Below are 23,163 nucleotides of genomic sequence, written 5' to 3' on the forward strand. Positions count from 1 at the left end.
TATTAATTTATGACTCAAAACCGATCCAACTCTATTTTGACACATTCCACGGCACGCTTGATAGAACTTTGGTGCGCCGAACCCGTGTTTTTTGCCTCGCGGGAATTGTCCGATACTTACTATACCGAAGGGGCGATCGGCAATTATGCACTAGCCTATGCTTTAGGTTGGGCGCGATCGCCCTATCGCCTTACCGGCCAAGACACCAGCAGACCTCGGTATATAGAAGATTTAACGCCCCTTTCCGGTAATAGCTACATCCTCCCCGCATGGCCGGCTGGCGGCACTTTATCCTTCCGATTTGAGCGGTTTAACGCCCTTTCTGACTCCTATTGGTATGCGATGACAAATAACCGAGTAGCAACGGCGCGCGAAGATTTACCCCTCAGTAGAACGGGGAAAAAACCCAGTACCTACCGTCCTAGCAACTTCCCCCAAACCGGGCGATTGCGAGTAATTGAACGCGGAAATCGGTTTCAGACATTAGTATTTGGCGATCGCGAATTGCCCGAATACATTCGCGTTGGAAAATTTACCAGCAAAGTCCGTGTTGAAATCGTGAAAAAACTCGATGTTGTGCAACTTCCGAGGGGCGATTACCGCTGCAATACTTATCTCAGCGCCGCCGACTTACCTGCAAATATCGAACTCCTCGCTTTCGACTTAATTTCGATGCCGCCCGCATCGTTATTGAAAAATCTTTCGTTTCGCGGTGAAGCGCTGCAAGCCGAGGATTTTATTCTCCCAGCTAACCTTGAATTTTGTGGTGGAAACAACAATGGATTATCTAAAAATTAAACTCGAACCAGCCAGCATTTCTGCCTGTCCCCAATTGCCTACACAACTGGAATTTATGGGACAAGCCTTGCAGCATCAAGTAGATGTTTATGAAGCGTCCGAAAATAATGATATCATTCTCGATCTCGCACCGACTGGAACGGGAAAAACCAAAGCCGGATTGAGTGTTTTGCTGCACAACTCTCAGCGCAATGCTATATATATCGCACCGACAAATGCCTTAGTTGACCAGCAAACTGAAGCCGCCGAAAAATTTGTTCGGGATGCGGGCTTACCTCATATCGTGAAAGCTGCTTCTGCTAGACAAGTCAATTCCTGGCCCGACGATCGCGTTGGGAAACGTTCAGGGGAAAAAATCTATAATGTTTTGCGCGAACCTGCAACTATTTTTCCCGAATGCGGTGGCGGTAGACCAATTTTGCTGGTGACAAACCCGGATATTTTCTACTATGCGACGTTTTTTGCTTACAATAATCTCGATCGCGGAAATATTGCCAGTGAATTTTACAGCAGTTTCTCGACTGTAATTTTCGATGAATTTCACCTTTATGATGCCAAACAATTAGTTAGCTTGTTGTTCTATCTCGCTTTATCTAAAGAGTTTGGCTACTTTCAGTACAAGAGAAAAATTGTTCTGTTGACGGCAACGCCCGAACCTGCTTGCGAAGAAGCCTTAAATGTGTTAGGAAAAAATGGGGTAAAAATTGCTCGAATCGATGGCAAAAGTCAAATTAGTTATCTACGTCCTTCTCAAACTGAAGTCCATCTAGAAATTCGCAAGCAGGTTGATAAAGAAACTACGATCGCAGAAATTGTCCGAGAAGTTCTGCGGCGACTCAGAGAAAATCCCGACCAAAATGGGGCAGTAATTCTTGATGCCAAAGATACCCTAGGCCGCATTTCTGACCGATTGCGCGATCGCGGATTTGCCGATTTCTGCGGGCGAATTACGGGGGATACACCGAAGGAAGAACGCCCGCTGGCCGCCCAAAAACAAGTGATTCTAGCTACCAGTACCGTCGATGTCGGCTTCAACTTCGATCGGGAGAAAGAAACACCCAGGCAAAATCTCGATTGGTTAATTTTTTCTACGCGCGATCGCTTTTCATTCTGGCAGCGCATCGGGCGTGTCGGACGGGTTTTAGGGAAAACGCAAACCGAAATTCCTTCCGAGGCGATCGCCTATTTACCCGATCGCGCGTGGGAACAAGGCATCGAACAACTTGACTGTTCCGGTGGACGCAAAACCCTGACGGAAATGTTAGAAAGTCTAGACTGCATGAAGCGTCCCTTTCTCGACATTTACTGGCGTTCCGAAGCCTTTCTAGAAATTGCCAAACCCTTACTAGAACTAGAAACATTGCTGGAAAAATTGCCCGAAGCAAGTTTAGTTACACAGCTTTATCAAATCATGCAAATAGTCTTGGGAGGCAAGCGAGACTGGAATTCTTATCGGCGGCGGATGAAGGTATTGCAAGGTGCAGAAAATGTGGCTAAATCTACTATCAAACAAATTCAAAAAGAGTGGCAGTACATTAAAGGTGGTCAAAACTGCGTCATCAGTTTTATGCAAGCAAACTATCCCGAAGATTGGGAAGAAATTGATTCTGGGAGAAAGTCAATCGAATTAGTTGAGGAAAAAATCCGCAAAAACCAAAAAGTTGCCGAAGAGTTGAAAGAATACGCGACAATTCTCAAAGCCAGTTATGCGCCAATTTTCAAGTTTCGAGAAAGTTTGTTTGAAAATGTCAAGATTTATGACCCCAAAAACTTTTTACTCGATGAAGTCGGCGAAACCAATCTCGATCCCATTCACCTGCTGAGATTTTTTGAATTTGCGTCCGATGAAAATGGGATTGTGCTTACCCATCGCGCCACCGAAACTTACGGACTAAAATTTGCCTTGCAAGTTGCAGATTTAGAAGATTTTGCAAACAACTATCTTTGCAAACTTTATGCTTTTAAAAATTGTACGATCGAACGGACGATCGGCGATAACGTCCGTCCCACAGCGTTAATTTCCCAGCTTACACCGCCCTTAATGCCCGGTGTGATTGTCCGAGAACATCGCAAAAATCGCTGGGCAATTCTCAAACTCAGAAAACAAGGAATCGAATGCTATCCGATTACGGTCAAAGATAGCTTTGCTAACGAACAAGAATATACATTCTTTCCGAGTTTATCGGGAATTTTGGCGATCGCCTCCGCTGGCATTACCTTAAAATGTCCTGACAATCAAGAATTCTGGGTAGTTTAAATTATGCCGCACAGCCTAGTCCTCAACATCCTTCCCCTGGCCCCAATTCCCCCCGGATACCTCACCGGAAGACACCTGCACGCCCTCTTCCTCACCCTCGTGAGCTCCGTTGACAAAAAACTCGGCGATCGCCTCCACGATGCCGCCGCCCAAAAATCCTTCACTCTCAGCCCTTTGCAAACTAAAAAATGCCCTTTCAAAAAACACCATTTCCTGCAATGGGAACACACAGAATCGATTCCAGAACACACCCTCTGTTGGTGGCGAATTACTCTCCTTGATGACACTTTATTCGGCAAGTTAACTAATCTTTGGCTGAACCTCAATCCCTCGAAGCCGTGGCATCTCGGACCCGCAGATTTGATGATTACTAAGATTCTCGGAACGCCCCAAGTAGATCAGCCTTGGGCTAATGCTTGCGATTACTCTCAATTGTACGATCGCGCTTCTGAAACCAATCGTTTAATTGCCTTCAGTTTTGCGACTCCTACAACTTTTCGACAGGGTAAATTTGATTCCGTGATTCCTACTAGAGACTGCGTTTTTAATAGTCTCCTCAGTCGCTGGAACAAGTACAGCCCGATCGCACTTCCCGATCTTTCCTTCGATGCACTTTTTTCGACATTTGTCAATATCCGCAGTGAAAAATTGACAAACTATCAAAGCGATTTTGTCGGCATGGTTGGGGAGGTTAGTTATCGGATTTTGGGAGATGTGGAGCCTTTAGCGATTAAGCAAATTAATGCTTTGGCTGATTTTGCTGTTTACTGCGGGGTGGGGAGGAAAACTCCGATGGGGATGGGAATGACTAGGCGGATTGTTGTTAAAAAAGTTCTTGATAACTGAACGTAAAACCCATAGTCCGCCAGGGGTTGAAACCCCTGCCTAATAGCTAAAGTCCTCTGAAGAGGACTGCAAGAATGAATGATTAAATTACTGCTTCAGTCGGTTTCAACCTTTGCGCTTACTGTTACCGATAAGCTCAAAATATCATCAATGATTAAATTACTGCTTCAGTCGGTTTCAACCGACTTTAGCTATGAGACAGGGGTTTCAACCCCTGGCGGAATGGGGCATCACTAATTAATTCCAATTACTAATTTCCTACAAACCATCAAAATTATGAACGATTCTGATTACATTTCGATCGCAACTCTCAACCAGTATTCTTACTGTCCTCACCGCTGCTGGCGAATGTCTTGTGCGGGAGAATTTACCGATAATCAGTATACCATTGAAGGGACGAGTTTGCACGATCGCGTTCACACGATGGGCGAGATTAACCGGGATGAAACTTGGCAGGTGCGGGCGATTTGGCTGAAATCCGAGCGCTACAAACTGATTGGTAAATCGGATTTGATTGAGTCGGCTGATGGTGAGATTTACCCCGTGGAATACAAGCGGGGACGGAAGGGGGAATGGGATAACGACGAGTTGCAGGTTTGCGCCCAAGCGCTTTGTTTAGAGGAGATGACGGGGAAAACTATTGCGACTGGATATGTGTATTACGCGCAGTCGCATCAGCGGCAATTAGTCGAGATTTCTGAGGGTTTGAGACAGGATGCGATCGCCACTATTGAAAAAGTCGGTGCTCTTTGGCGATCGGGAAATATCCCTTTACCAGTTTACACCGCTCGGTGTACGGGATGCAGTCTTTTTCCCCAATGTCTGCCCCAAGCTGCGGCCAAAGTCAACCGCTATCAAGAAGCAAGTTAACCTGCAAATAGGAGAATTCACAATGGGAACAGTTTACATTACTCAAGAAGATGCTTTTATTGGCAAAGTCGATGAACGTCTGACGGTTAAAGCTGACAAAAAAAATCTGTTGGACGTGCCATTAATTAAGATTGATGGGGTTGTTGCATTGGGACGCGCTACAGTTTCGCCGGCTGTGGTTGTGGAACTTTTGGAACGTCACATTCCTTTAAGTTTTTTGACGCTAAACGGACGTTATTTGGGGAGGTTGGAACCGGAGATGACGAAAAATATTTTTGTGCGAAAAGCTCAGTGGCAAGCGGCTGGGGAATCGGAAAAATCCGTGCATTTAGTGAGAGGCTTTGTACGGGGAAAACTCAAGAATTACCGCAATACTTTGTTAGAATGTCAGCGCAAATATTCTCCACAGGATTTTGAAAAACCCATTGCCCAATTGAAACAAGTCATCGCGTCTATTGAGAAAACTTCGAGTATTAATTCTCTGCGAGGATTGGAGGGGGCGGGTAGTGCGACTTATTTTGGCTGCTTCAATCAACTGATTCGCGTGCCAGATTTTAGCTTTGAAGTTCGCCGCCGCCGTCCGCCTACTGACCCGGTAAATTCTCTGTTAAGTTTGGGATATTCTCTGCTGCGGCACGATGTTCAAAGTGCGGTGAATATTGTGGGATTCGATCCGTATTTGGGATATTTGCATTTTGAGCGCTATGGCCGTCCTTCCTTAGCGCTGGATTTGATGGAAGAATTTCGACCTTTGGTAGTTGATGCTGTAGTGTTGAAGGCGATTAATTTGCAGAAAGTTTCGCCTAATGATTTTACGGCAGAACCGTTGAGCGGGGCGGTTTCTTTAACAAAAGAAGCGCTGCACAATTTTTTGCGACTTTACGAAGAAAAGAAGCAGTCAAAGTTCAAGCATCCTGTGATGGGAAAGTTGTGTAGTTATCAAGAAGCTTTTGAAATTCAAGGGCGGCTGATGGCTAAGTATTTGATGGGTGAAGTTGATAAGTATCCACCTTTGATTTTGAAATAGGGAGGCAATTAAGTTATGTTTGTTTTGGTTTGCTACGATATATCTGAGGACAAGCGCCGCACTAAGATTCACCAGATTCTCAAGTCTTATGGGGAATGGAAGCAGTATTCGGTGTTTCATTGCGAGGTGACGGATACTCAGTATGCCCGGATGCGCCAACGTCTGAGTAGGGTGATTAAGTCGGAAGAAGACAGCATCCTGTTTCACTATTTGTGTGCTTGCTGTCAGGGGAAGATCGAGCGGATTGGCGGCCGGGCACCGCTGGATACTACGATCTTTATGGTTTGATTTTGCGTCTGGCTGTAGGTGTTAAACTGAGGGGGTGAATTTTAATGGCTGAGAGCTTTGCCAGGACTGGGTTTGCGGTGGTTTGTACCTCATGCGGGTCAGACGCAAATGCTGAAAGCTTTACTGGGAAAGAGTTTGAGGTCTATTTGAAATTTGCCCCCTTGACAGGGCGATCGCTCAAATGGTATATTGATTGCAGTCAGACGCAACTGAACCTTGAAAACCTTATATTTCAAGCCTCCCAGACCCCGGCGGCCGAAAACAACCTAAAACCCTATCAGGGATTGAAACCTGTCTGCGAGCTCTCAGCATTACTCCTGCCACAGCCGAAAACAACCTAAAACCCTATCAGGGATTGAAACGCGCTCAAGACTTGGGAGACGCACAACGGACTCGGCCGAAAACAACCTAAAACCCTATCAGGGATTGAAACTACGAACCAGCCTTAACTGGATACGACTTGAAGGAGCCGAAAACAACCTAAAACCCTATCAGGGATTGAAACTCAATTGCACTTGCGAGGATTACAAGAATCAAATCGCCGAAAACAACCTAAAACCCTATCAGGGATTGAAACTGGTCGATCGGCAACTGCTGCGCCTGGACTTGTGCGCCGAAAACAACCTAAAACCCTATCAGGGATTGAAACTCTTGTGGCTAGGCAAGGAAACCAGGAAAAAAGCCGCCGAAAACAACCTAAAACCCTATCAGGGATTGAAACCTGACTGCGAGCCCTGCTGGGGATACGACGAGGAGCCGAAAACAACCTAAAACCCTATCAGGGATTGAAACGGGGAGTATATGATGCTGGATCCGATTCGTATTTGCCGAAAACAACCTAAAACCCTATCAGGGATTGAAACTGGATCGATCGAGAATGCGGCTCGCAGCCAACAGCCGAAAACAACCTAAAACCCTATCAGGGATTGAAACTTTGCATTTTCGATTGCCACCAAGCGATCGTATTCTGCCGAAAACAACCTAAAACCCTATCAGGGATTGAAACCCTTGAGATTTTTCTGTTGTAGCTGTTCCAGGGTGTACAGCCGAAAACAACCTAAAACCCTATCAGGGATTGAAACCGCAATTGAAAGTGACTTAGCTGCTGGCAAAATCAAGCCGAAAACAACCTAAAACCCTATCAGGGATTGAAACAGTCTAAACCTGTTCAGTCGGCGGCAGTTCTGGACTTGCCGAAAACAACCTAAAACCCTATCAGGGATTGAAACCACGAAAGCTTTCCGCATGAACCCAAGCCATGTAGCCGAAAACAACCTAAAACCCTATCAGGGATTGAAACTAGCCAAAACGCTCAAACACAGAGTAGCACCAATGCCGAAAACAACCTAAAACCCTATCAGGGATTGAAACCATCTTTGATGAAGTCGAGCAAGTTTTCTGGGCCGAAAACAACCTAAAACCCTATCAGGGATTGAAACGCCCTCTCCCATCAGACTTTTGAATTGAGCATGCCGAAAACAACCTAAAACCCTATCAGGGATTGAAACTGGCAACCGCAAGCCGGCCCGACTTATTTATTCCCAGCCGAAAACAACCTAAAACCCTATCAGGGATTGAAACCGATTTTAATTTTTTTGCCTTTGATAACCGCTGAAGCCGAAAACAACCTAAAACCCTATCAGGGATTGAAACTGCATCCGATGGCATTCAGGGCGATCGCATTTTTGCCGAAAACAACCTAAAACCCTATCAGGGATTGAAACGGGCATGAAAAACCCGTGAGAAGTGAGGGTGCTCTCGCCGAAAACAACCTAAAACCCTATCAGGGATTGAAACGCCAGTATTTAGCTCCTTCGGGATGCGGCAATGCGATCGCATGCCGAAAACAACCTAAAACCCTATCAGGGATTGAAACGGAATAATGGCTAATCCACAAGCATTCACAGTCGTGCCGAAAACAACCTAAAACCCTATCAGGGATTGAAACCGATCGTGGCATCTTTCCCCATACCCCACTCAAGAATGCCGAAAACAACCTAAAACCCTATCAGGGATTGAAACTAAAATGAGGTATTTCAAGTCGGTCTGTTCCGTACGCCGAAAACAACCTAAAACCCTATCAGGGATTGAAACCTGAGCGCTGATATTTATTTCATGCAAGGTGTTTGCCGAAAACAACCTAAAACCCTATCAGGGATTGAAACACTGCCCAACTTAGTCCTGATGATAAAACTAAGTGCCGAAAACAACCTAAAACCCTATCAGGGATTGAAACTCCCGCTGACAAAATCTTTGTACAGCGCATCAGGAGCCGAAAACAACCTAAAACCCTATCAGGGATTGAAACCGATCGCTTCGGATGTACGGCAGCCAGTCAAAAAGCCGAAAACAACCTAAAACCCTATCAGGGATTGAAACTATTGGTTGAATCCCACCTGTCGCTGGGGTCAAAAAGCGCCGAAAACAACCTAAAACCCTATCAGGGATTGAAACTTTTGGCAAGACCCGCATTCGATCGGATTTTTCGCAGTTGCCGAAAACAACCTAAAACCCTATCAGGGATTGAAACGATTTAGTGAACGAACCCCAACCGCAATTATTTAGCGCCGAAAACAACCTAAAACCCTATCAGGGATTGAAACACCTTTAACAGTCGAGTGCTGCACTCAGTGCCCAAGCTTGCCGAAAACAACCTAAAACCCTATCAGGGATTGAAACGCATCTGCCAATAGCATGATTGCGATTTCGCGCAAAGCCGAAAACAACCTAAAACCCTATCAGGGATTGAAACATTGGAAAGAGCTTCGTTAATTTTGTCAATCGCCTGCCGAAAACAACCTAAAACCCTATCAGGGATTGAAACGCGAATTACAATTGCATACTTTCAAATTCTCTTTGGCCGAAAACAACCTAAAACCCTATCAGGGATTGAAACGGAACAATTGCTAACCCGCAAGGATTTACAGTTACGGCCGAAAACAACCTAAAACCCTATCAGGGATTGAAACACTGGATCGGACAGTTTCTTCAGATCGATCTCGCCATGCCGAAAACAACCTAAAACCCTATCAGGGATTGAAACTCTTCAGATCGATCTCGCCATCAATCGTAAATTGCCGAAAACAACCTAAAACCCTATCAGGGATTGAAACTCCTCTCGATTTATTCTCGGATTATAGCTCTGCTGCCGAAAACAACCTAAAACCCTATCAGGGATTGAAACACCCGCTAATTTGATTTCTTGATACCAGACTTTGTGCCGAAAACAACCTAAAACCCTATCAGGGATTGAAACCCCAATGATAAATGGTATTGGTCTGGCGGTGTAGGGCCGAAAACAACCTAAAACCCTATCAGGGATTGAAACTAATCGCTTGGCAGCGGTGGCATCATCCATCCGAGCCGAAAACAACCTAAAACCCTATCAGGGATTGAAACTGCTTGGACAGATATGGATAAGATTCATTATGAATTGCGCCGAAAACAACCTAAAACCCTATCAGGGATTGAAACCAGAAAGCATTACTAAGCTCACTCGAATAACCGGGAAAGCCGAAAACAACCTAAAACCCTATCAGGGATTGAAACTTCTCCGTATTTGGTGCTAAAGCTGCCGACGCTCTACTGGGGCCGAAAACAACCTAAAACCCTATCAGGGATTGAAACTAGGAAAACCTTGCAGAACGGTGGCGTTAAGTTTTGCCGAAAACAACCTAAAACCCTATCAGGGATTGAAACTTGGCCTATCTCGAAAGCACCGACGCACCGCAGGAGCCGAAAACAACCTAAAACCCTATCAGGGATTGAAACTAAAACTGTTAAACTTTTCATTGTTCGCCTATCCGCCGAAAACAACCTAAAACCCTATCAGGGATTGAAACTCCATTCCCAGTAGCCATTGGTGTGCTTGTTGAGCCGAAAACAACCTAAAACCCTATCAGGGATTGAAACAAGATATGGATTTTAACATAATGCTCGCTCAGCAGGCCGAAAACAACCTAAAACCCTATCAGGGATTGAAACAGGATCTTTAGTGAAGAGGTAGCCTTTGTGCTCAGCCGAAAACAACCTAAAACCCTATCAGGGATTGAAACACAGGGCTGCTATATTCATCAGAAGGATTTGGATCTAAACATACCAAGCCGAAAACAACCTAAAACCCTATCAGGGATTGAAACTGGATCGACGGAATTACTGCGTGGCTCTACTCGCGCCGAAAACAACCTAAAACCCTATCAGGGATTGAAACTTCCTTTGTATCCCGGAGAAACAATTGAAACGCGCCGAAAACAACCTAAAACCCTATCAGGGATTGAAACCTGACCATCAAAGAATGTATCGATAAACTCTTGTGCGGCCGAAAACAACCTAAAACCCTATCAGGGATTGAAACAGCGGCTGTCATGCTGCTTAAGGCTGGCACTGTGGCCGAAAACAACCTAAAACCCTATCAGGGATTGAAACTGCAGCTAATATTACGAGCAAAGCTAATGCTTGTGGGCCGAAAACAACCTAAAACCCTATCAGGGATTGAAACCTATCTTGTAAAAAATCACGGACAAGTTTTTGATACTGCCGAAAACAACCTAAAACCCTATCAGGGATTGAAACTGCGATTCTTTCGGACAGATCAGATATCGGTAGGCCGAAAACAACCTAAAACCCTATCAGGGATTGAAACACCACCGATATTTGGTGTCCGAGTCCTTGGTCAGGCCGAAAACAACCTAAAACCCTATCAGGGATTGAAACTACGCATTCCACGATCGTCAAGCACTCAGAGAAGGCCGAAAACAACCTAAAACCCTATCAGGGATTGAAACGCCTACAGTTTGCGCGAAGGAGGTTCGTTTTCTGGCCGAAAACAACCTAAAACCCTATCAGGGATTGAAACTTCGAGTTCATATTTGCCCGATGCGATCATCGAGGCCAAGCCGAAAACAACCTAAAACCCTATCAGGGATTGAAACTTTCGGAAGTATTCAGCAGTATTCAGCAGAGGAGGAGACAGGAGGAAAGAGGGTATTCTTCTCCTGACTCCTGACTCCTGACTCCTGACTCCTTCTTCGCCGGAAACAAATTTACTTCCAACACTTGCCACAGCACAGGTGGTGCTCATGGATAATCTCACATTTGATAAAAGTAGTCGGATTCAGGAATTGATTCAAACAGCACGGTGTAGACTATTATATTTACCGCCATACTCTCCAGAGTTTAACAAAATTGAACAAAAAAGAGTCTTGGCTAAAAAATCAAATTCGTAAACAGCTTGATGAGTTTGATTGCTTACATTTTCGCGACCCTTGGATGTCTTGCGCCTGGGAGCATAACACCAGCGGTTGCTAAATATGATTTCCCAGATTCTTCAGTTGACAAAACCTCAAAATTATGACCAATCAAACAACTTCTCCACTCCTACTCAGTCCCTTCAAAATCGGAGATTTACCCTTAAAAAACCGAGTAGTCATGGCACCCCTGACGAGAGCCAGAGCCGGTGAAGCGCGGATGCCCAACGCCTTGATGGCAGAGTATTACACTCAGCGAGCCTCCGCTGGTTTAATCATTACAGAAGCCACAGTCGTTTCTACTCAAGCTAATGGTTGGCTCAATACCCCCGGTATTTATTCAGACGAGCAAGGCGAGGCTTGGAAACAAATTGTGACTGCGGTTCATGCCCACCAAACGCCGATTTTCATGCAGCTTTGGCACACTGGGCGGGCTTCCCACAGCAGTTTTCATCAAAACAATCAATTGCCAGTTGCAGCGTCTGCCATCAAAATAAACGGAGAGGGCATTCATACACCTCTAGGCAAACAACCCTACGAAACTCCCCGTGCTCTAGAAACCGATGAAATCTCCCTAGTTGTAGAAGATTATCGCAAGGCGGCGGAACGAGCTAAAATGGCAGGTTTTGACGGTGTAGAAATTCACGCGGCAAACGGCTATCTCATTGACACATTCCTGCAAACCAAAACCAATCACCGCACAGATTCCTATGGCGGCACAGTTGAAAACCGCTACCGTTTTCTTAAGGAAATTGTAGAGGCGATTATCACAGTATTTCCGGCAAACCGAGTGGGAGTTAGACTGTCTCCCAACGGTAATTTCAATGATATGGGTTCTCCCACTTATCGAGAAGATTTTCTGTATTTCGCGGAGCAGTTAAATGCCTATGATTTAGCTTACCTTCACTTGGTAGATGGTCTGGCTTTTGGCTTTCATGAATTGGGAACGCCGATGATGATAGGAGAGTTTCGCGATGTGTTTACAGGGCCGCTCATTGGCAACTGCGGATATACTCAAGAACAGGCTGAAACTGCCCTGAGCAGCAAACTTGCGGATTTAATTGCTTTTGGTCGGAATTTTATCAGCAATCCTGACTTGGTAGAGCGTTTTACTAATGGTTGGCCGCTCAATCCGCCTGCTGAAATGGGCGTCTGGTATTCTTTTGGGCCTGAAGGTTATATCGATTTCCCTACCTATCAGGAATCTCAAGCTATTTCTTAGTTGAGTTTTTAGGGGCGGGTTTATCAATAAATACCGAGTATGTGCATCATAGATACAGCATATTCCATGTATATGCGGTACACACAACCTTGTCGTAAGTAAGGTGCGGATCCACCAGTCAATCTGCAAGTTTCATTAAACATGAGCAGATCCGCACCCTACATAACAATGTACCAACAATAGAGCTTTATACTGTACTTCACGAACCACCGAATATGCTGTAATTGTCAACCCGCCCCTAATATCATGTCCGGTCAATTAACCATGATTCCTGTAGGGGGCCGTGAGCCAAGATATTGAATAGAAACGGGAAAATCTGTAAACCCGCCCCGGTCTTTAATCGCGATCAATCGATTGGACATGATATAAAAGATGTATGGTTGATTTATCCAAATAAGAGGCGGAGTTGGACTCATATTTAATTTTCATCCCCCGTTGAAAACGAGTATTTATTATTTGTAAAAACACTTCTTATGGCTCCTGCCTCCCGTCTCCTGCCTCCTGCCCCCTGCCTCCCCTCTCCTGCCTCCAATTTCTAGCTTGGGTGCAAAAGTTAGAGGTTCCCAGTTGAGATCGAGAACGTTTCCTCATATCCTAATAACCATAGGGTACTTCAAAACATCCAAGCTGCTAGCTCAGGGTTTGAGTGCCTGAAAAAAATCCATAGCGGAAGCGCTTTTAACAAGATGGCACAAAATCACAAATCAACGGTTATCATTACCGGCGCTTCCTCCGGCGTCGGTTTGTACGGCGCAAAAGCTCTCGCAGACAAGGGATGGCACGTAGTCATGGCCTGTCGGGACGTGCGAAAAGCCGGAGACGCCGCCCGCGAGTTGGGTATACCTGAAGGCAGTTTCTCCATCATGGAGATTGACTTGGGCGATTTGGAGAGCGTGCGCCGGTTTGCTCGCGCATTTAAGGCCAGCGGCAGGCCTCTGGACGCTTTGGTGTGCAACGCGGCCATTTATATGCCTTTGATTAAGGAACCGCTGCGGAGCCCGGAGGGTTACGAGTTGACGATGACTACCAATCACCTGGGTCATTTCCTGCTGTGCAACCTGATGATGGAAAATATGAAGCCTTCCTATTATTCCGATGCGAGAATCGTGATTTTGGGAACCGTGACTCACAATCCAGACGAGTTGGGCGGGAAGATTCCGCCGCGCCCGGATTTAGGCAAGTTTGAGGGTTTTGAAGCGGGTTTCAAAGATCCGATTTCGATGGTTGACGGCAAGAAGTTTGAACCCGTCAAGGCTTACAAAGATAGCAAAGTTTGCAACGTGCTGACGATGCGGGAATTGCACCGCCGCTTTCACGAATCCACGGGGATTACTTTCACTTCGCTGTATCCGGGATGCGTTGCGGATACGCCGCTTTTCCGCAACCACTATCCTTTGTTTCAGAAGCTGTTCCCGCTGTTTCAGAAGAATATCACCGGGGGTTACGTGTCGCAGGAGTTGGCGGGCGAAAGGCTGGCGATGGTGGTTGCCGATCCAGAATACAAGCAATCTGGGGCTTATTGGAGTTGGGGGAACCGCCAGAAAAAAGATGGTAAGTCTTTTGTACAGAAGGTTTCTCCCCAGGCCCGCGATGATGAAAAAGGCGAGCGGATGTGGGAGTTGAGCGCTAAGTTGGTGGGATTGACTGACGGGGCTCAAATGGGTGCTGCGGCTGGTGCGGGCCGGTCTGCATAATTCAGAGTTAGAAATCCTCTTGATCAGGCTTGGCGGTTGAAACGGCGTCTACGCACAGGATGTGGGTAGACGCCGTTTCAATAATAAAGGGGGTATTAAAGTCGGATTTGGGATGATGCACCAAAATCAAAGAAACCGGGTTTTTTAGTGGCTCTGCGGGTTGTAACTCACATCTTGCCTGTTCTTAAAAAGATTATTGAGAAGGGTGCCATATCTCAGTTGTAGCGCGTCTTTTCGGACACAACCCGGTTTCTGGTTTAGCCTGGTGTCCAGGACTGTTCTGGTCGCTGCCTTAGCATGAAAGCGTAGGTTTTGCAACTAAAAACATTTGGTTTTTTTTACTGTTTACGATCGACTTACAGGATATTTTTTCGGATAATCACCCGATTGAAGCGTAAGTCTTGGGAAATGAACAGCCGTCGATCGACCTTTTGGTTTGTAGCAGTTGCGAAACTGTGGTCTGGGACGGCTGTTTCCTTTTTTGCTGTTAAGATTGATTTTTACTTGAGGGTGCTGACTTCCTGAAAATATTTTCCCCCACTTAAGCGAGATAATAATTATATCCTATGGCTGGTCCCTCACAAAAACTATTTTTACTCGCTGGAATTTTTGGGTTAGTTTTGTTGGCAAAACCAGCAAAAACCTCCGCTAGCACAGTTGAAATTTTGACCTCAAATGTTGAGGATTTGGCAGCAGTTAGCAGCGCAGGCGACACTAATCTTGACAGTCGCGAAGACTTAGCCACCGCTGACGACAAGACGCATTTACCCGCTGAATCAGAACACTCGGTGGCTGCGGAAACTCCCGACTTACCGCCGTCTGCGGCAAATTCAGTCGATGTGACATCTTACACCATTCTCAAGAACAGGCAAGATGCCTGTTCCACAACGAGTGAGTTTGATTGTGGGGTGGGCATCGTGCCCGCCGGTACAAGGCTGATTGACAAGGGTGCAACATCTCAGCCCGTTAGCGAAGCCCTCGGAGAGGATCGCACTTTCAGCACAAAAACTCAAGAAACCGAGCTTTTTAATTCAGATCAAAAGCTAGAAGAAAAGATTGACCGAAAAAAAACCGATTTGGGTATCGATCGACCTTTGCAACTCAGTCAACTGCCCAACCCAATTCAGCCCAGAGAGCCGGAATTACCTGCACCAACAGCACCGGAACCTCCCCCGCCATCTCCCCTCCAACCAACCCCGCTAACACCTGTTCCCGGCGATGATAGACCGGGGATTATGGGTACAATTAGGGTCGATCGCTTTGAATTTGAGGGCAACACAGCTTTTAGCGATCGCGAACTCGCAGAAGTTACGCAACAGTTTGCCGGCCGCGAAATCACCTTTGCCGAACTGATCGCAGCCGAAGCAGCCGTTACTCAAAAATATGTAGCCGCCGGATACATCAATTCCGGCGCTGTAATTCCCGCCAACCAAACCTTTCCGAGAGAAGGAGGTGTGGTGAAAATGCGGATTGTCGAAGGCGGATTAGATGAAATTGAGATTACTGGAAACAGGCGCTTAAATTCAAATTACGTGCGATCGCGCCTTGAACGCGCCACCAGACGGCCCCTCAACCGATCTCGCTTGCTGGAAGCCTTGCAAATGCTGCAACTCGACCCCTTAATTGGCAATATTTCCGCCGAATTGCAAGCCGGAAGCCGCCCGGAAAACAGCCGCTTAGAAGTGCGCGTCAAAGAAGCAGACAGCTTTAGCGCTGAAGTGTTCGCAGACAACAATCGATCGCCCAGCGTCGGCAGTTTTCGGCGCGGTGTTCGCATCAATCAAGCAAATTTGCTCGGTTTGGGCGACGGATTAGAGGTATCTTATGCTAACACCGACGGCAGCAATGAATTCAACGGCAGCTACACAGTCCCCGTCAACGCGCGCAACGGCACGATTGGATTCGCTGCGAGTGCTGCTAGCACCAACATCATCGAGGAACCGTTTGATGCTGCTGAAATTGAGGGGAAATCGCGCACCTACGAATTAACTTACCGCCAGCCGATTGTCGAAAAGCCCGATCGCACTTTGGCTTTGGGACTGAGTTTTTCGCGGCAAGAAAGCGATACATTCCTGTCAGGGGAACGATTTGCGCTTTCGGCGGGAGCAAATGAGCGCGGCGAAACGCGGGTTTCGGCTGTGCGGTTTTTTCAAGAATACGTGCAGCGGAGTTCCAACCAAGTGTTCGCGGCGCGATCGCAGTTTTCCCTCGGCACTAATCTGTTCGGCGCTACTGCGAACGATAGCGGGCCCGACAGCAGCTTTCTGGCGTGGCGCGGACAAGCCCAATATGTGAGGCTATTAGCCCCAGAAACCTTGCTGATTGTGCGTTCTGACATTCAATTAGCCGATCGCCCCCTGCTTTCCCTGGAACAAATCGGGATCGGCGGCGTTCAAAGCGTGCGCGGATACCGCCAAGATTTGCTGTTAACTGATAGCGGTGCGATCGCGTCTGCAGAGGTGCGAATCCCGGTTTGGCGTGTCCCGCAAGTCGAAGGTTTGTTGCAAGTCGCTCCGTTTATCGATTTTGGGGTAGGGTGGAACCATTCGGAGGAAAAGCCGAATCCTGACTCGGATAAACTGCTGGGTGCGGGTTTGGGGCTGGTTTGGCAGATGGGCGATCGGTTGAATGTGCGTTTGGACTACGGTATTCCTTTGATAAATGCTCGATCGGGCGATCGAACTTTGCAGGAAAAAGGCATCTACTTTAGAATCAATTATTTTCCGTTTTAAGTTGTAGGTTGGGTTACAAAATTGATAAGTAATACCAATTCTTTATGAAGCTGCACAGAATGGGAAACCTGAAACCTTTTCCGGCAAAGTATATATTCTATGCAGCTTCATATAAAAATGGTATAACTAATAACTAGAGTCAATCAAGCCCAAAATAGTAAATATTTTATGTTTTGCGAGATTTATTTTGTGCTTTACTTGGCTTTATATATTCGAGCGCTCATCTATTTATTTCATTGCAGTTTCCCACCAAATCAGCAAAGGGTGATTTCGAGGAGGTTGATATCTCGCTTTAACTCGAATTGCACTCAATGCGGCTTTTAATGTTACTGAGTCAATTTTTAATTTTTCCGACCAATGTTTAATGACTTCCAGTGTTGATATAATTTGGATGTGAGGAGCCTCTTTTCTTAGAAAGGCGATCGCTCTCTTATCATCAGTTGCAACTGCCCATTCGCGGTGAAAGGCGATCGCAAATGTTGCAGATTCTCCTTCACCCCTTATTTGAGCAGTATAGTTGATGAAAGTTTCAGCTTCTGCTTCTGATTCAAAATCTACGATCGATATTAAACCTTCTTGAACCGCCTGGTCAAAATAAATTGCACCTTTACTCTCCTCATTCTCAATCCGCTGAAGTGTCTTTAATTCTTGCGATCTAACAACTTCAGTAACAACAATTTGAGCGGGAATAGCTTGCAATATTTCTAGAAATTTTCCCGAAGCATAGAAATTCAGAATACAGCAGGTATCTAGGACAATATGGGATTGTTTAATATTCATCGTTAATTACCCAATTATCCTACGCCTGACAAAGGTCTAAATCAGCAACTTCTTCGATTATTCCGCTTGAATGTGCACTTAATGATTCTGCAATCCGTCGAGCCTCAAGGCGATCGACACCAAGAAAATTAGCAAAGTGTCCTTCGGTAATTAACCCTCGATCTAGTGCTTCTATCGCTAAATGCTGATAGTGAATAGGAGCCATATCGATGCGCTCCGTGATAGGTTCTAAGCCCATTTCCTGTTGAACTGTTCGGACTTTTAATCCTCGATCGCGCAAACGCTCCCAAGTTCCAGATGGTAACAATTTAATTGCTTCTAATCGATAGATTAGAGCTTGAATAGACACTCCATAATGGTGAGCTAAAGTGAATAAATTTGTTGCAGTAAACTTGCCATGAGAACGGTGCATATCGTTAAATCGCTTGAGTAAATCACTTGTCGGCATTAGGAAATAATTAGGGAAAGTGTCTGCTAGTCTCTCGCTCTCTGGTTTCCTTTTATACTGATCGTCAAAATCAACTATGGGCTTCCGTCGATGAGCGAGAAAATGCAGGTAATCATGTGCTAATGACCAGCGTTTTCTCTCTTCAGGATGTCCAGCATTGATGGCGATGCAGCCACCCATTTGTTCGTTGTAGCTATAGATGCCTGAGTATTTAGGCGGCATCTCTATATAAAAAATTCGTAATCCGACACTCTGTTCTAAAATATCTCGCAGACATGGAATAGGTGCATCACCAAGCCCAAGCCGTTGACGTTCTGAGATGGCAATACTTTCCGCTGCGGCCTCAAGTGGCATATTATCGATCTTGTACTCTTGTGGATAATTTCGAGGTAAGGGTGCATCCATCATCGCTTCGAGATCTAGATAGTTTTGGCACAGTTCCTCTAAGCGCAAAATACTGGGTTTAATCCGTGCTGCTTCAGCTTCATTCTGCCCAAATGCCGAGCGATATTGAACCTCAAAAGGTTCTGTAACAGCACGAGGCTGAACGAAATCGCCGATGGCTTTTCCATAAGCACGGGCGAGTTTAATCAGTTCCGTTGCTTTGATCCGGCGTTCTCCTTTCTCAATTGCAACAATAGTTGTTCTTGCAGTATCAATAATCTGGGCTGCTTGAGCTTGAGTCATGTCACAGCTTTTACGGGCTTGTTGAAGGAGTTCCCCCAATCTCGCTAGATCGATGTTGTCTAATATATTAGTAGCCATTACAGTGTTCCTTAATCTTATTAAGCGATCGAATATAGCCTTTCTCAAAAAGGTGAGGTATGCCAGATTCTATGTACATCAAGGTTTGTGACCTTTGATATATACCTCATCTATCTAAGAGCCGCTATAGTTTCGATCTAACGACTCACTGTCCCTATTCTTAATGAGGTTGACTGATAGTTGAGATTTTACATCATCCCACTCAGCGACATACTTTTGATAAAGTCTAATTAACTTGCTCTGCATATCAAGAGTGGTCAACTTTTCTACGACTGAACATTGATCGACAATATCATCGAGGATCGGAAATTTACGAGTTAACGCTTCCCACTGAATCTCATGTGGATTAGGTCGATTGAGTAAGCATCGTAGCGTCTCAACTTGTGCGAGCATATGTCGTAAAGTCTCACTTGGATCTTTCGCTGGTGAATAATTTCCATGTAATATTAGATATCGAGTCTTATCCTCTATTTTAGCAGCACTAAGAGCTTGTCGTCGTAAAAGGCAAGAGGAGCAATATCCACACTGACTGATATTATGTCTGTGGGGGCTGTCGCATGACTTTGTTTGCGAAGATAGTCTACCCGTCACGTCTTCTGCTAATATCTGACACATTTCAGATTTAGTTGAGAATAGGAATGGATTCCAGACCCGAAATGCCTCTCCTAGAAGCCCTGAGATGAGATCGCTCACTTTCAGCAAAGTCAATGGATGAACCGATCTGGTGTGATCTAATCCCAACGCAGATTCGCGATATGGAAGATTAATTGCACCAGTTCCATTTTCATAAAAGCAAAGCTCTTGTCGCCCCATTAAAGATGCACAGGCAGCACCCAGCATCGCAAATACAACACCTCTTGCGCGGGTAATTTTGTTTTTTCTAACTGCATTGCTATCAAAGAAGCGAATTGGAACTCGGTATAAAGTACAACGATTTGGAAAAATATATCTAATTTTTTTTTCTGTATCTTCCTGTAGCTTGTGAACGTTAACATTACCTCCAGTGCCAAAAAGTAAAAATGACTTTTCTGGATGCGATCGCAAACGTTGATAGAGACCAGCAAAGGCATCAAGACCACCACTCCACATAGCCACTTCACAATCCTGAGCTGCTACGGGCAAAGATGGTTGGCGAACAACAGAACGTTCTGAATCCGATCTCTTTGGGAAGTCAAACAACCATAGACTTCCAGTAGCCCATTCAAGCAAAATTTCTAGCTGAGAGCGAAATAATTCAGTATTCATTATTTCAGGATGACGGACTGCTAGTTTTACATAAATGCGACTTTGATCTTGGCGTAGATTTTGAAATGCAAGACGATCTGCGAAATGGATTGCAACAGCCAGATCGATTAGATCAGCAACTACAGATGGAAACTCTTGCTTGACTCGGTAGTTGAATTCTTGATCGTCTATCGTAATTCCAATAGAACTCTCCTTTTTAGTAGCATGATCTGTAAACTGAATACACCCATTATTATTTACCCCAGAGCCAAAATCTAGTGTGTAATCACTATCGTGAGCATGAAATTCCTTCTTCATTGTTAGCATAGGTCTTCATCCATATCTACTGGATTTACTTTACGGCGTGGTAGTCGTAATTTGGTTACACTTCCATCGATATTTGCCTTATTTGCCCAATTACCAATCGCAGAAACAACCCCAGGCTGAATTTCTTGAATTAGTTGTTTAAGAGTTCGATCATTCATCCCTGCCAGATGTTCATCGGTTAGTGGTATACGACCATGAAATCCTGATTCCATCACTGTGGTCATGTATTGCCCCAAAATTGCTTCCGAAATACTATTAGCAGTTAATCCTCGATCGTTACCATACCTAAGCTCATGTAGGAAACTCTTTCCAGCGCAAAGAATAAGCTCTTTAACGTCATGTCTTCCATTAACTTGAAGTATTTTTTCTATTTCCCTATTCGCAATACCCCAGTCAACAGAGTTATTCGCGCCCGCGATGTCAATAACCTGGGACAACCTTTCACCCATCTGTTGGGCAACAACGATTGGTAGATTGCCTTTTTTTTGAAGATCTCGCTTGAGTGCTGAGATCGCCATCCGAGTACACTCATCGATACTCGCTTTTCCCTCACAGAGCGACTCATATAGCTTTTTATAGTACCCAAGCCCATTGCGGAAAATATCTCCATCAGCCATGTTCCCTGCTCCGTGCTGCAAAAATAGGAGTTTGCTTATACCCTCAATTTAGATCAATTTCCTGACATTGTCAACAGCTAAAATAACTAAATCTATAAAATGTCAGGTTATTGCGTAAGCTAATCGACTGTATTCGCGGTCTAAGTTTCTACAACATATTGGTGATAGTCCACTAAACTGGATCGATGACCAACACTACAGCCTAGGCATTGCCAGCCCTGTCAAGGTGCGATCAGACGTATTTACGTCCTTCTAGGTGTTCGCTCACGAGAATCAACAAGATTTATTCTCGTAAGGACTTGAAAAATAGCAGATCGGCCGATCGCCATTTTGTTTTCTCCATTGGTAAAAACCGTAGTTCATAGTCGGAATTATCATTGTTATGTTCTAGACTCAAGTGCAGCACAAAAGCTGTTGAGGCTATTTAGTAAAGCATTGTAGTAATAATAAGCATCATCGCGTTCGTTCTGAAGATGGGCATACAAGGCTAGTTCCGGCTCTGATACTAAAGGCTCCTTCGGAATATCCAAGCCTGCTTCGGTTAAGCGTACAGATGCGATCGCGACTAACAATGACCCAACTGTATTCGTCTTACCATGATGAAGATCGTCCAATCCCGTTAGAATTAGCTCCGCTCCCGGCAACTCATTCAAGCTCATGACTGTTCCTCCTCTGAGTTACCTTCAAAACGTTCGATGAAGTTCTCAACTTTGCTTCTAAGCACTGAACCCTGAGCTTCTCCACCCAAGACTTGCATCAATCGTTCTATCTTCTGATAATCAACGTTCGGACGCATATTGTACACACATATTTAAACAGCAACAGATTTCTTCAGCCGTCGCACTGAAAAAAGCTATCTTTATTATATTTGAAAAAATATCGCTCAAACGGTTCGGTAACTTGGGCGACAAGTTTTCATCAAAAAGTAATTTCATGCGGATAAGGTCGCGGTCATAAACCGACGCTCGCGGTCAGCAGCATAAGCTATGCAGGCTTTTAAATCTTCTCGCGTCAGATCGGGAAAATCGTCCAGAATTTCTGCTTCGGTCATCTCCGAAGCCAGGTACTCCAGCACTTCATAAACCGTAATTCGCAAGCCGCGTACACAAGGCTTACCACCGCGTTTATTTGCTTCGATCGTGATGTGGTTTCGGTAGTTCATAAAAAAGCTTGGTAAGATTGTGTTCTCGACCTTTGCAAAATCTTAGCCTGTGGCTGTGGATCTGACAAGGTTGTCAGTTATTTTTAGCGCTGACGGTCAAATTTTATTAAGTGGGAGTCTCGATCGCTACTTGGGTCGCGATCGGGGACGCTCGCACTGATATAATCCAAATATATAATTATGATGGAACCGGAAACGATATAAATCCTAACCTAGTTAACACAAGAGGGCTTGTATTATGGTTCAGACAAAAACTAAACTAACATTTGCAGATTTTCTCGAAAAGTACCCAGAGGGTTCGGGCATCTACGAACTTGTAAATGGAGAGATTGTCAAAGTGGAAGCAACCAGGGCTCATAAAAATGTGGCACGATATCTTGTTAAGTCTTTCGACAAAGAAAGCGAACGCTTGGGGCTTGACTATATCGTTGACAAAGATATAGTTTTGAGAACTGTAACAGCTTCCGGACAAGAGCAAGGCAGAAATCCTGATGTCGGCGTGGTTAAGGCATCAGTATGGAACAGCAATGTACGCGGCTACGGAGCTCTTACCGAACCTATCCAATTAGCAGTAGAAGTTACCTCAACTAACTGGGAAGACGACTATGTGGATAATCTAGATGAGTATCAACGCCTCGGCATTTGTGAGTATTGGATTGTGGATTATTTAGCGATCGCTTCTAGGGCTTATCTAGGAAATCCCAAAATTCCCACAGTTTTCGTTTACTCGTTGGAAAATGGCAGTTATTTAGTTCAAAGTTTTACAGGTAATGAGCGCATTATGTCTAAAACTTTTCCCGAACTAGAAATCACAGTGGAGCAACTTGTACTCAGCAGCCAAATTCAAAACATTTAGAGAA

At 45.1% G+C, this 23,163-nt stretch carries 18 protein-coding genes and 1 CRISPR repeat array; of the genes, 11 read left to right on the forward strand and 7 right to left on the reverse strand.

From position 1 onward, the window contains the following. Window positions 1–9: 9 nt before the first annotated feature. The 10 genes from cas5d to QUA88_RS00565 all read left to right on the forward strand — a co-directional run bounded on the left by cas5d (window position 10) and on the right by QUA88_RS00565 (window position 16,980). Complete coding sequence (cas5d, locus tag QUA88_RS00520; RefSeq protein ID WP_333262829.1) at window positions 10–798, forward strand: type I-D CRISPR-associated protein Cas5/Csc1; 789 nt, start codon at window positions 10–12, stop codon at window positions 796–798. Beyond that, on the forward strand, window positions 779–3,055 hold the full coding sequence (gene cas3 / locus QUA88_RS00525; protein ID WP_333269695.1) for a type I-D CRISPR-associated helicase Cas3': 2,277 nt from the start codon (window positions 779–781) through the stop codon (window positions 3,053–3,055). The genes cas5d and cas3 overlap by 20 nt, the downstream gene beginning before the upstream one ends. 3 nt (window positions 3,056–3,058) lie before the next feature. Continuing rightward, window positions 3,059–3,901, forward strand: a complete 843-nt coding sequence (gene cas6 / locus QUA88_RS00530; protein WP_333269698.1) for a CRISPR-associated endoribonuclease Cas6 — start codon at window positions 3,059–3,061, stop codon at window positions 3,899–3,901. A 276-nt stretch (window positions 3,902–4,177) separates the two neighbouring features. Continuing rightward, window positions 4,178–4,771, forward strand: coding sequence for a CRISPR-associated protein Cas4 (gene cas4, locus QUA88_RS00535; RefSeq protein WP_333269701.1), 594 nt, complete (start codon window positions 4,178–4,180; stop codon window positions 4,769–4,771). 22 nt (window positions 4,772–4,793) lie between these two features. Beyond that, complete coding sequence (cas1d, locus tag QUA88_RS00540; protein WP_333052662.1) at window positions 4,794–5,798, forward strand: type I-D CRISPR-associated endonuclease Cas1d; 1,005 nt, start codon at window positions 4,794–4,796, stop codon at window positions 5,796–5,798. A 15-nt stretch (window positions 5,799–5,813) separates the two neighbouring features. Continuing rightward, window positions 5,814–6,086, forward strand: a complete 273-nt coding sequence (cas2, locus tag QUA88_RS00545) for a CRISPR-associated endonuclease Cas2 (RefSeq protein ID WP_333052664.1) — start codon at window positions 5,814–5,816, stop codon at window positions 6,084–6,086. A 254-nt stretch (window positions 6,087–6,340) separates the two neighbouring features. After that, a CRISPR array of direct repeats spans window positions 6,341–11,017; the repeat unit is 37 nt; unit sequence GCCGAAAACAACCTAAAACCCTATCAGGGATTGAAAC. Window positions 11,018–11,158: 141 nt separating this feature from the next. Continuing rightward, the gene (locus QUA88_RS00550) at window positions 11,159–11,311 is read left to right on the forward strand and encodes a transposase (protein ID WP_445242998.1); all 153 of its coding nucleotides are present in this window, start codon (window positions 11,159–11,161) and stop codon (window positions 11,309–11,311) included. A 124-nt stretch (window positions 11,312–11,435) separates the two neighbouring features. Then, entirely contained in the window at window positions 11,436–12,554 is a 1,119-nt protein-coding gene (locus tag QUA88_RS00555) for an alkene reductase (protein WP_333052666.1), read from the forward strand. Between the two features lie 686 nt (window positions 12,555–13,240). Next, window positions 13,241–14,248: a protochlorophyllide reductase gene (locus QUA88_RS00560; protein WP_333099251.1), complete on the forward strand. Its 1,008-nt coding sequence runs from the start codon at window positions 13,241–13,243 to the stop codon at window positions 14,246–14,248. Between the two features lie 566 nt (window positions 14,249–14,814). Then, a complete protein-coding gene (locus tag QUA88_RS00565) occupies window positions 14,815–16,980 on the forward strand; it encodes a ShlB/FhaC/HecB family hemolysin secretion/activation protein (RefSeq protein WP_333269705.1) in 2,166 nt (721 codons plus the stop codon). Between the two features lie 228 nt (window positions 16,981–17,208). Here the strand turns inward: QUA88_RS00565 and QUA88_RS00570 are convergent, their stop codons facing one another. From QUA88_RS00570 to QUA88_RS00600, 7 genes are all read right to left on the reverse strand, one after another. Next, window positions 17,209–17,760, reverse strand: coding sequence for a hypothetical protein (locus QUA88_RS00570; RefSeq protein WP_333232814.1), 552 nt, complete (start codon window positions 17,758–17,760; stop codon window positions 17,209–17,211). A 19-nt stretch (window positions 17,761–17,779) separates the two neighbouring features. Next, window positions 17,780–18,973, reverse strand: coding sequence for an XRE family transcriptional regulator (locus QUA88_RS00575; RefSeq protein ID WP_333232813.1), 1,194 nt, complete (start codon window positions 18,971–18,973; stop codon window positions 17,780–17,782). 114 nt (window positions 18,974–19,087) lie between these two features. Continuing rightward, entirely contained in the window at window positions 19,088–20,524 is a 1,437-nt protein-coding gene (locus QUA88_RS00580; RefSeq protein WP_333232811.1) for a 7-cyano-7-deazaguanine synthase, read from the reverse strand. Then, the gene (locus QUA88_RS00585; RefSeq protein ID WP_333232809.1) at window positions 20,518–21,141 is read right to left on the reverse strand and encodes a hypothetical protein; all 624 of its coding nucleotides are present in this window, start codon (window positions 21,139–21,141) and stop codon (window positions 20,518–20,520) included. Before QUA88_RS00585 ends, QUA88_RS00580 begins: the two co-directional genes overlap by 7 nt. A 380-nt stretch (window positions 21,142–21,521) precedes the next feature. Continuing rightward, window positions 21,522–21,800, reverse strand: coding sequence for a hypothetical protein (locus QUA88_RS00590; protein ID WP_333232807.1), 279 nt, complete (start codon window positions 21,798–21,800; stop codon window positions 21,522–21,524). After that, on the reverse strand, window positions 21,797–21,937 hold the full coding sequence (locus QUA88_RS00595) for a hypothetical protein (protein ID WP_333232804.1): 141 nt from the start codon (window positions 21,935–21,937) through the stop codon (window positions 21,797–21,799). Before QUA88_RS00595 ends, QUA88_RS00590 begins: the two co-directional genes overlap by 4 nt. Window positions 21,938–22,072: 135 nt before the next feature. Then, the gene (locus QUA88_RS00600) at window positions 22,073–22,303 is read right to left on the reverse strand and encodes a DUF433 domain-containing protein (RefSeq protein ID WP_006634608.1); all 231 of its coding nucleotides are present in this window, start codon (window positions 22,301–22,303) and stop codon (window positions 22,073–22,075) included. A gap of 238 nt (window positions 22,304–22,541) precedes the next feature. Between QUA88_RS00600 and QUA88_RS00605 the strand changes: the two genes are divergently transcribed. Then, window positions 22,542–23,159, forward strand: coding sequence for a Uma2 family endonuclease (locus QUA88_RS00605; RefSeq protein WP_333269708.1), 618 nt, complete (start codon window positions 22,542–22,544; stop codon window positions 23,157–23,159). Window positions 23,160–23,163: the final 4 nt, after the last annotated feature.

It is taken from the genome of Microcoleus sp. D3_18_C2 (assembly GCF_036702395.1).
Taxonomy (GTDB): Bacteria; Cyanobacteriota; Cyanobacteriia; order Cyanobacteriales; family Microcoleaceae; genus Microcoleus.

Excerpts from the sequence above, each read along its gene's own strand:
- cas5d (WP_333262829.1), top strand. The coding sequence starts at position 10 with ATGACTCAAAACCGATCCAACTCTATTTTGACACATTCCACGGCACGC.
- cas3 (WP_333269695.1), top strand. The coding sequence starts at position 779 with ATGGATTATCTAAAAATTAAACTCGAACCAGCCAGCATTTCTGCCTGT.
- cas6 (WP_333269698.1), top strand. The coding sequence starts at position 3,059 with ATGCCGCACAGCCTAGTCCTCAACATCCTTCCCCTGGCCCCAATTCCC.
- cas4 (WP_333269701.1), top strand. The coding sequence starts at position 4,178 with ATGAACGATTCTGATTACATTTCGATCGCAACTCTCAACCAGTATTCT.
- cas1d (WP_333052662.1), top strand. The coding sequence starts at position 4,794 with ATGGGAACAGTTTACATTACTCAAGAAGATGCTTTTATTGGCAAAGTC.
- cas2 (WP_333052664.1), top strand. The coding sequence starts at position 5,814 with ATGTTTGTTTTGGTTTGCTACGATATATCTGAGGACAAGCGCCGCACT.
- QUA88_RS00555 (WP_333052666.1), top strand. The coding sequence starts at position 11,436 with ATGACCAATCAAACAACTTCTCCACTCCTACTCAGTCCCTTCAAAATC.
- QUA88_RS00560 (WP_333099251.1), top strand. The coding sequence starts at position 13,241 with ATGGCACAAAATCACAAATCAACGGTTATCATTACCGGCGCTTCCTCC.
- QUA88_RS00565 (WP_333269705.1), top strand. The coding sequence starts at position 14,815 with ATGGCTGGTCCCTCACAAAAACTATTTTTACTCGCTGGAATTTTTGGG.
- QUA88_RS00570 (WP_333232814.1), bottom strand. The coding sequence starts at position 17,760 with ATGAATATTAAACAATCCCATATTGTCCTAGATACCTGCTGTATTCTG.
- QUA88_RS00575 (WP_333232813.1), bottom strand. The coding sequence starts at position 18,973 with ATGGCTACTAATATATTAGACAACATCGATCTAGCGAGATTGGGGGAA.
- QUA88_RS00580 (WP_333232811.1), bottom strand. The coding sequence starts at position 20,524 with ATGCTAACAATGAAGAAGGAATTTCATGCTCACGATAGTGATTACACA.
- QUA88_RS00585 (WP_333232809.1), bottom strand. The coding sequence starts at position 21,141 with ATGGCTGATGGAGATATTTTCCGCAATGGGCTTGGGTACTATAAAAAG.
- QUA88_RS00590 (WP_333232807.1), bottom strand. The coding sequence starts at position 21,800 with ATGAGCTTGAATGAGTTGCCGGGAGCGGAGCTAATTCTAACGGGATTG.
- QUA88_RS00595 (WP_333232804.1), bottom strand. The coding sequence starts at position 21,937 with ATGCGTCCGAACGTTGATTATCAGAAGATAGAACGATTGATGCAAGTC.
- QUA88_RS00600 (WP_006634608.1), bottom strand. The coding sequence starts at position 22,303 with ATGAACTACCGAAACCACATCACGATCGAAGCAAATAAACGCGGTGGT.
- QUA88_RS00605 (WP_333269708.1), top strand. The coding sequence starts at position 22,542 with ATGGTTCAGACAAAAACTAAACTAACATTTGCAGATTTTCTCGAAAAG.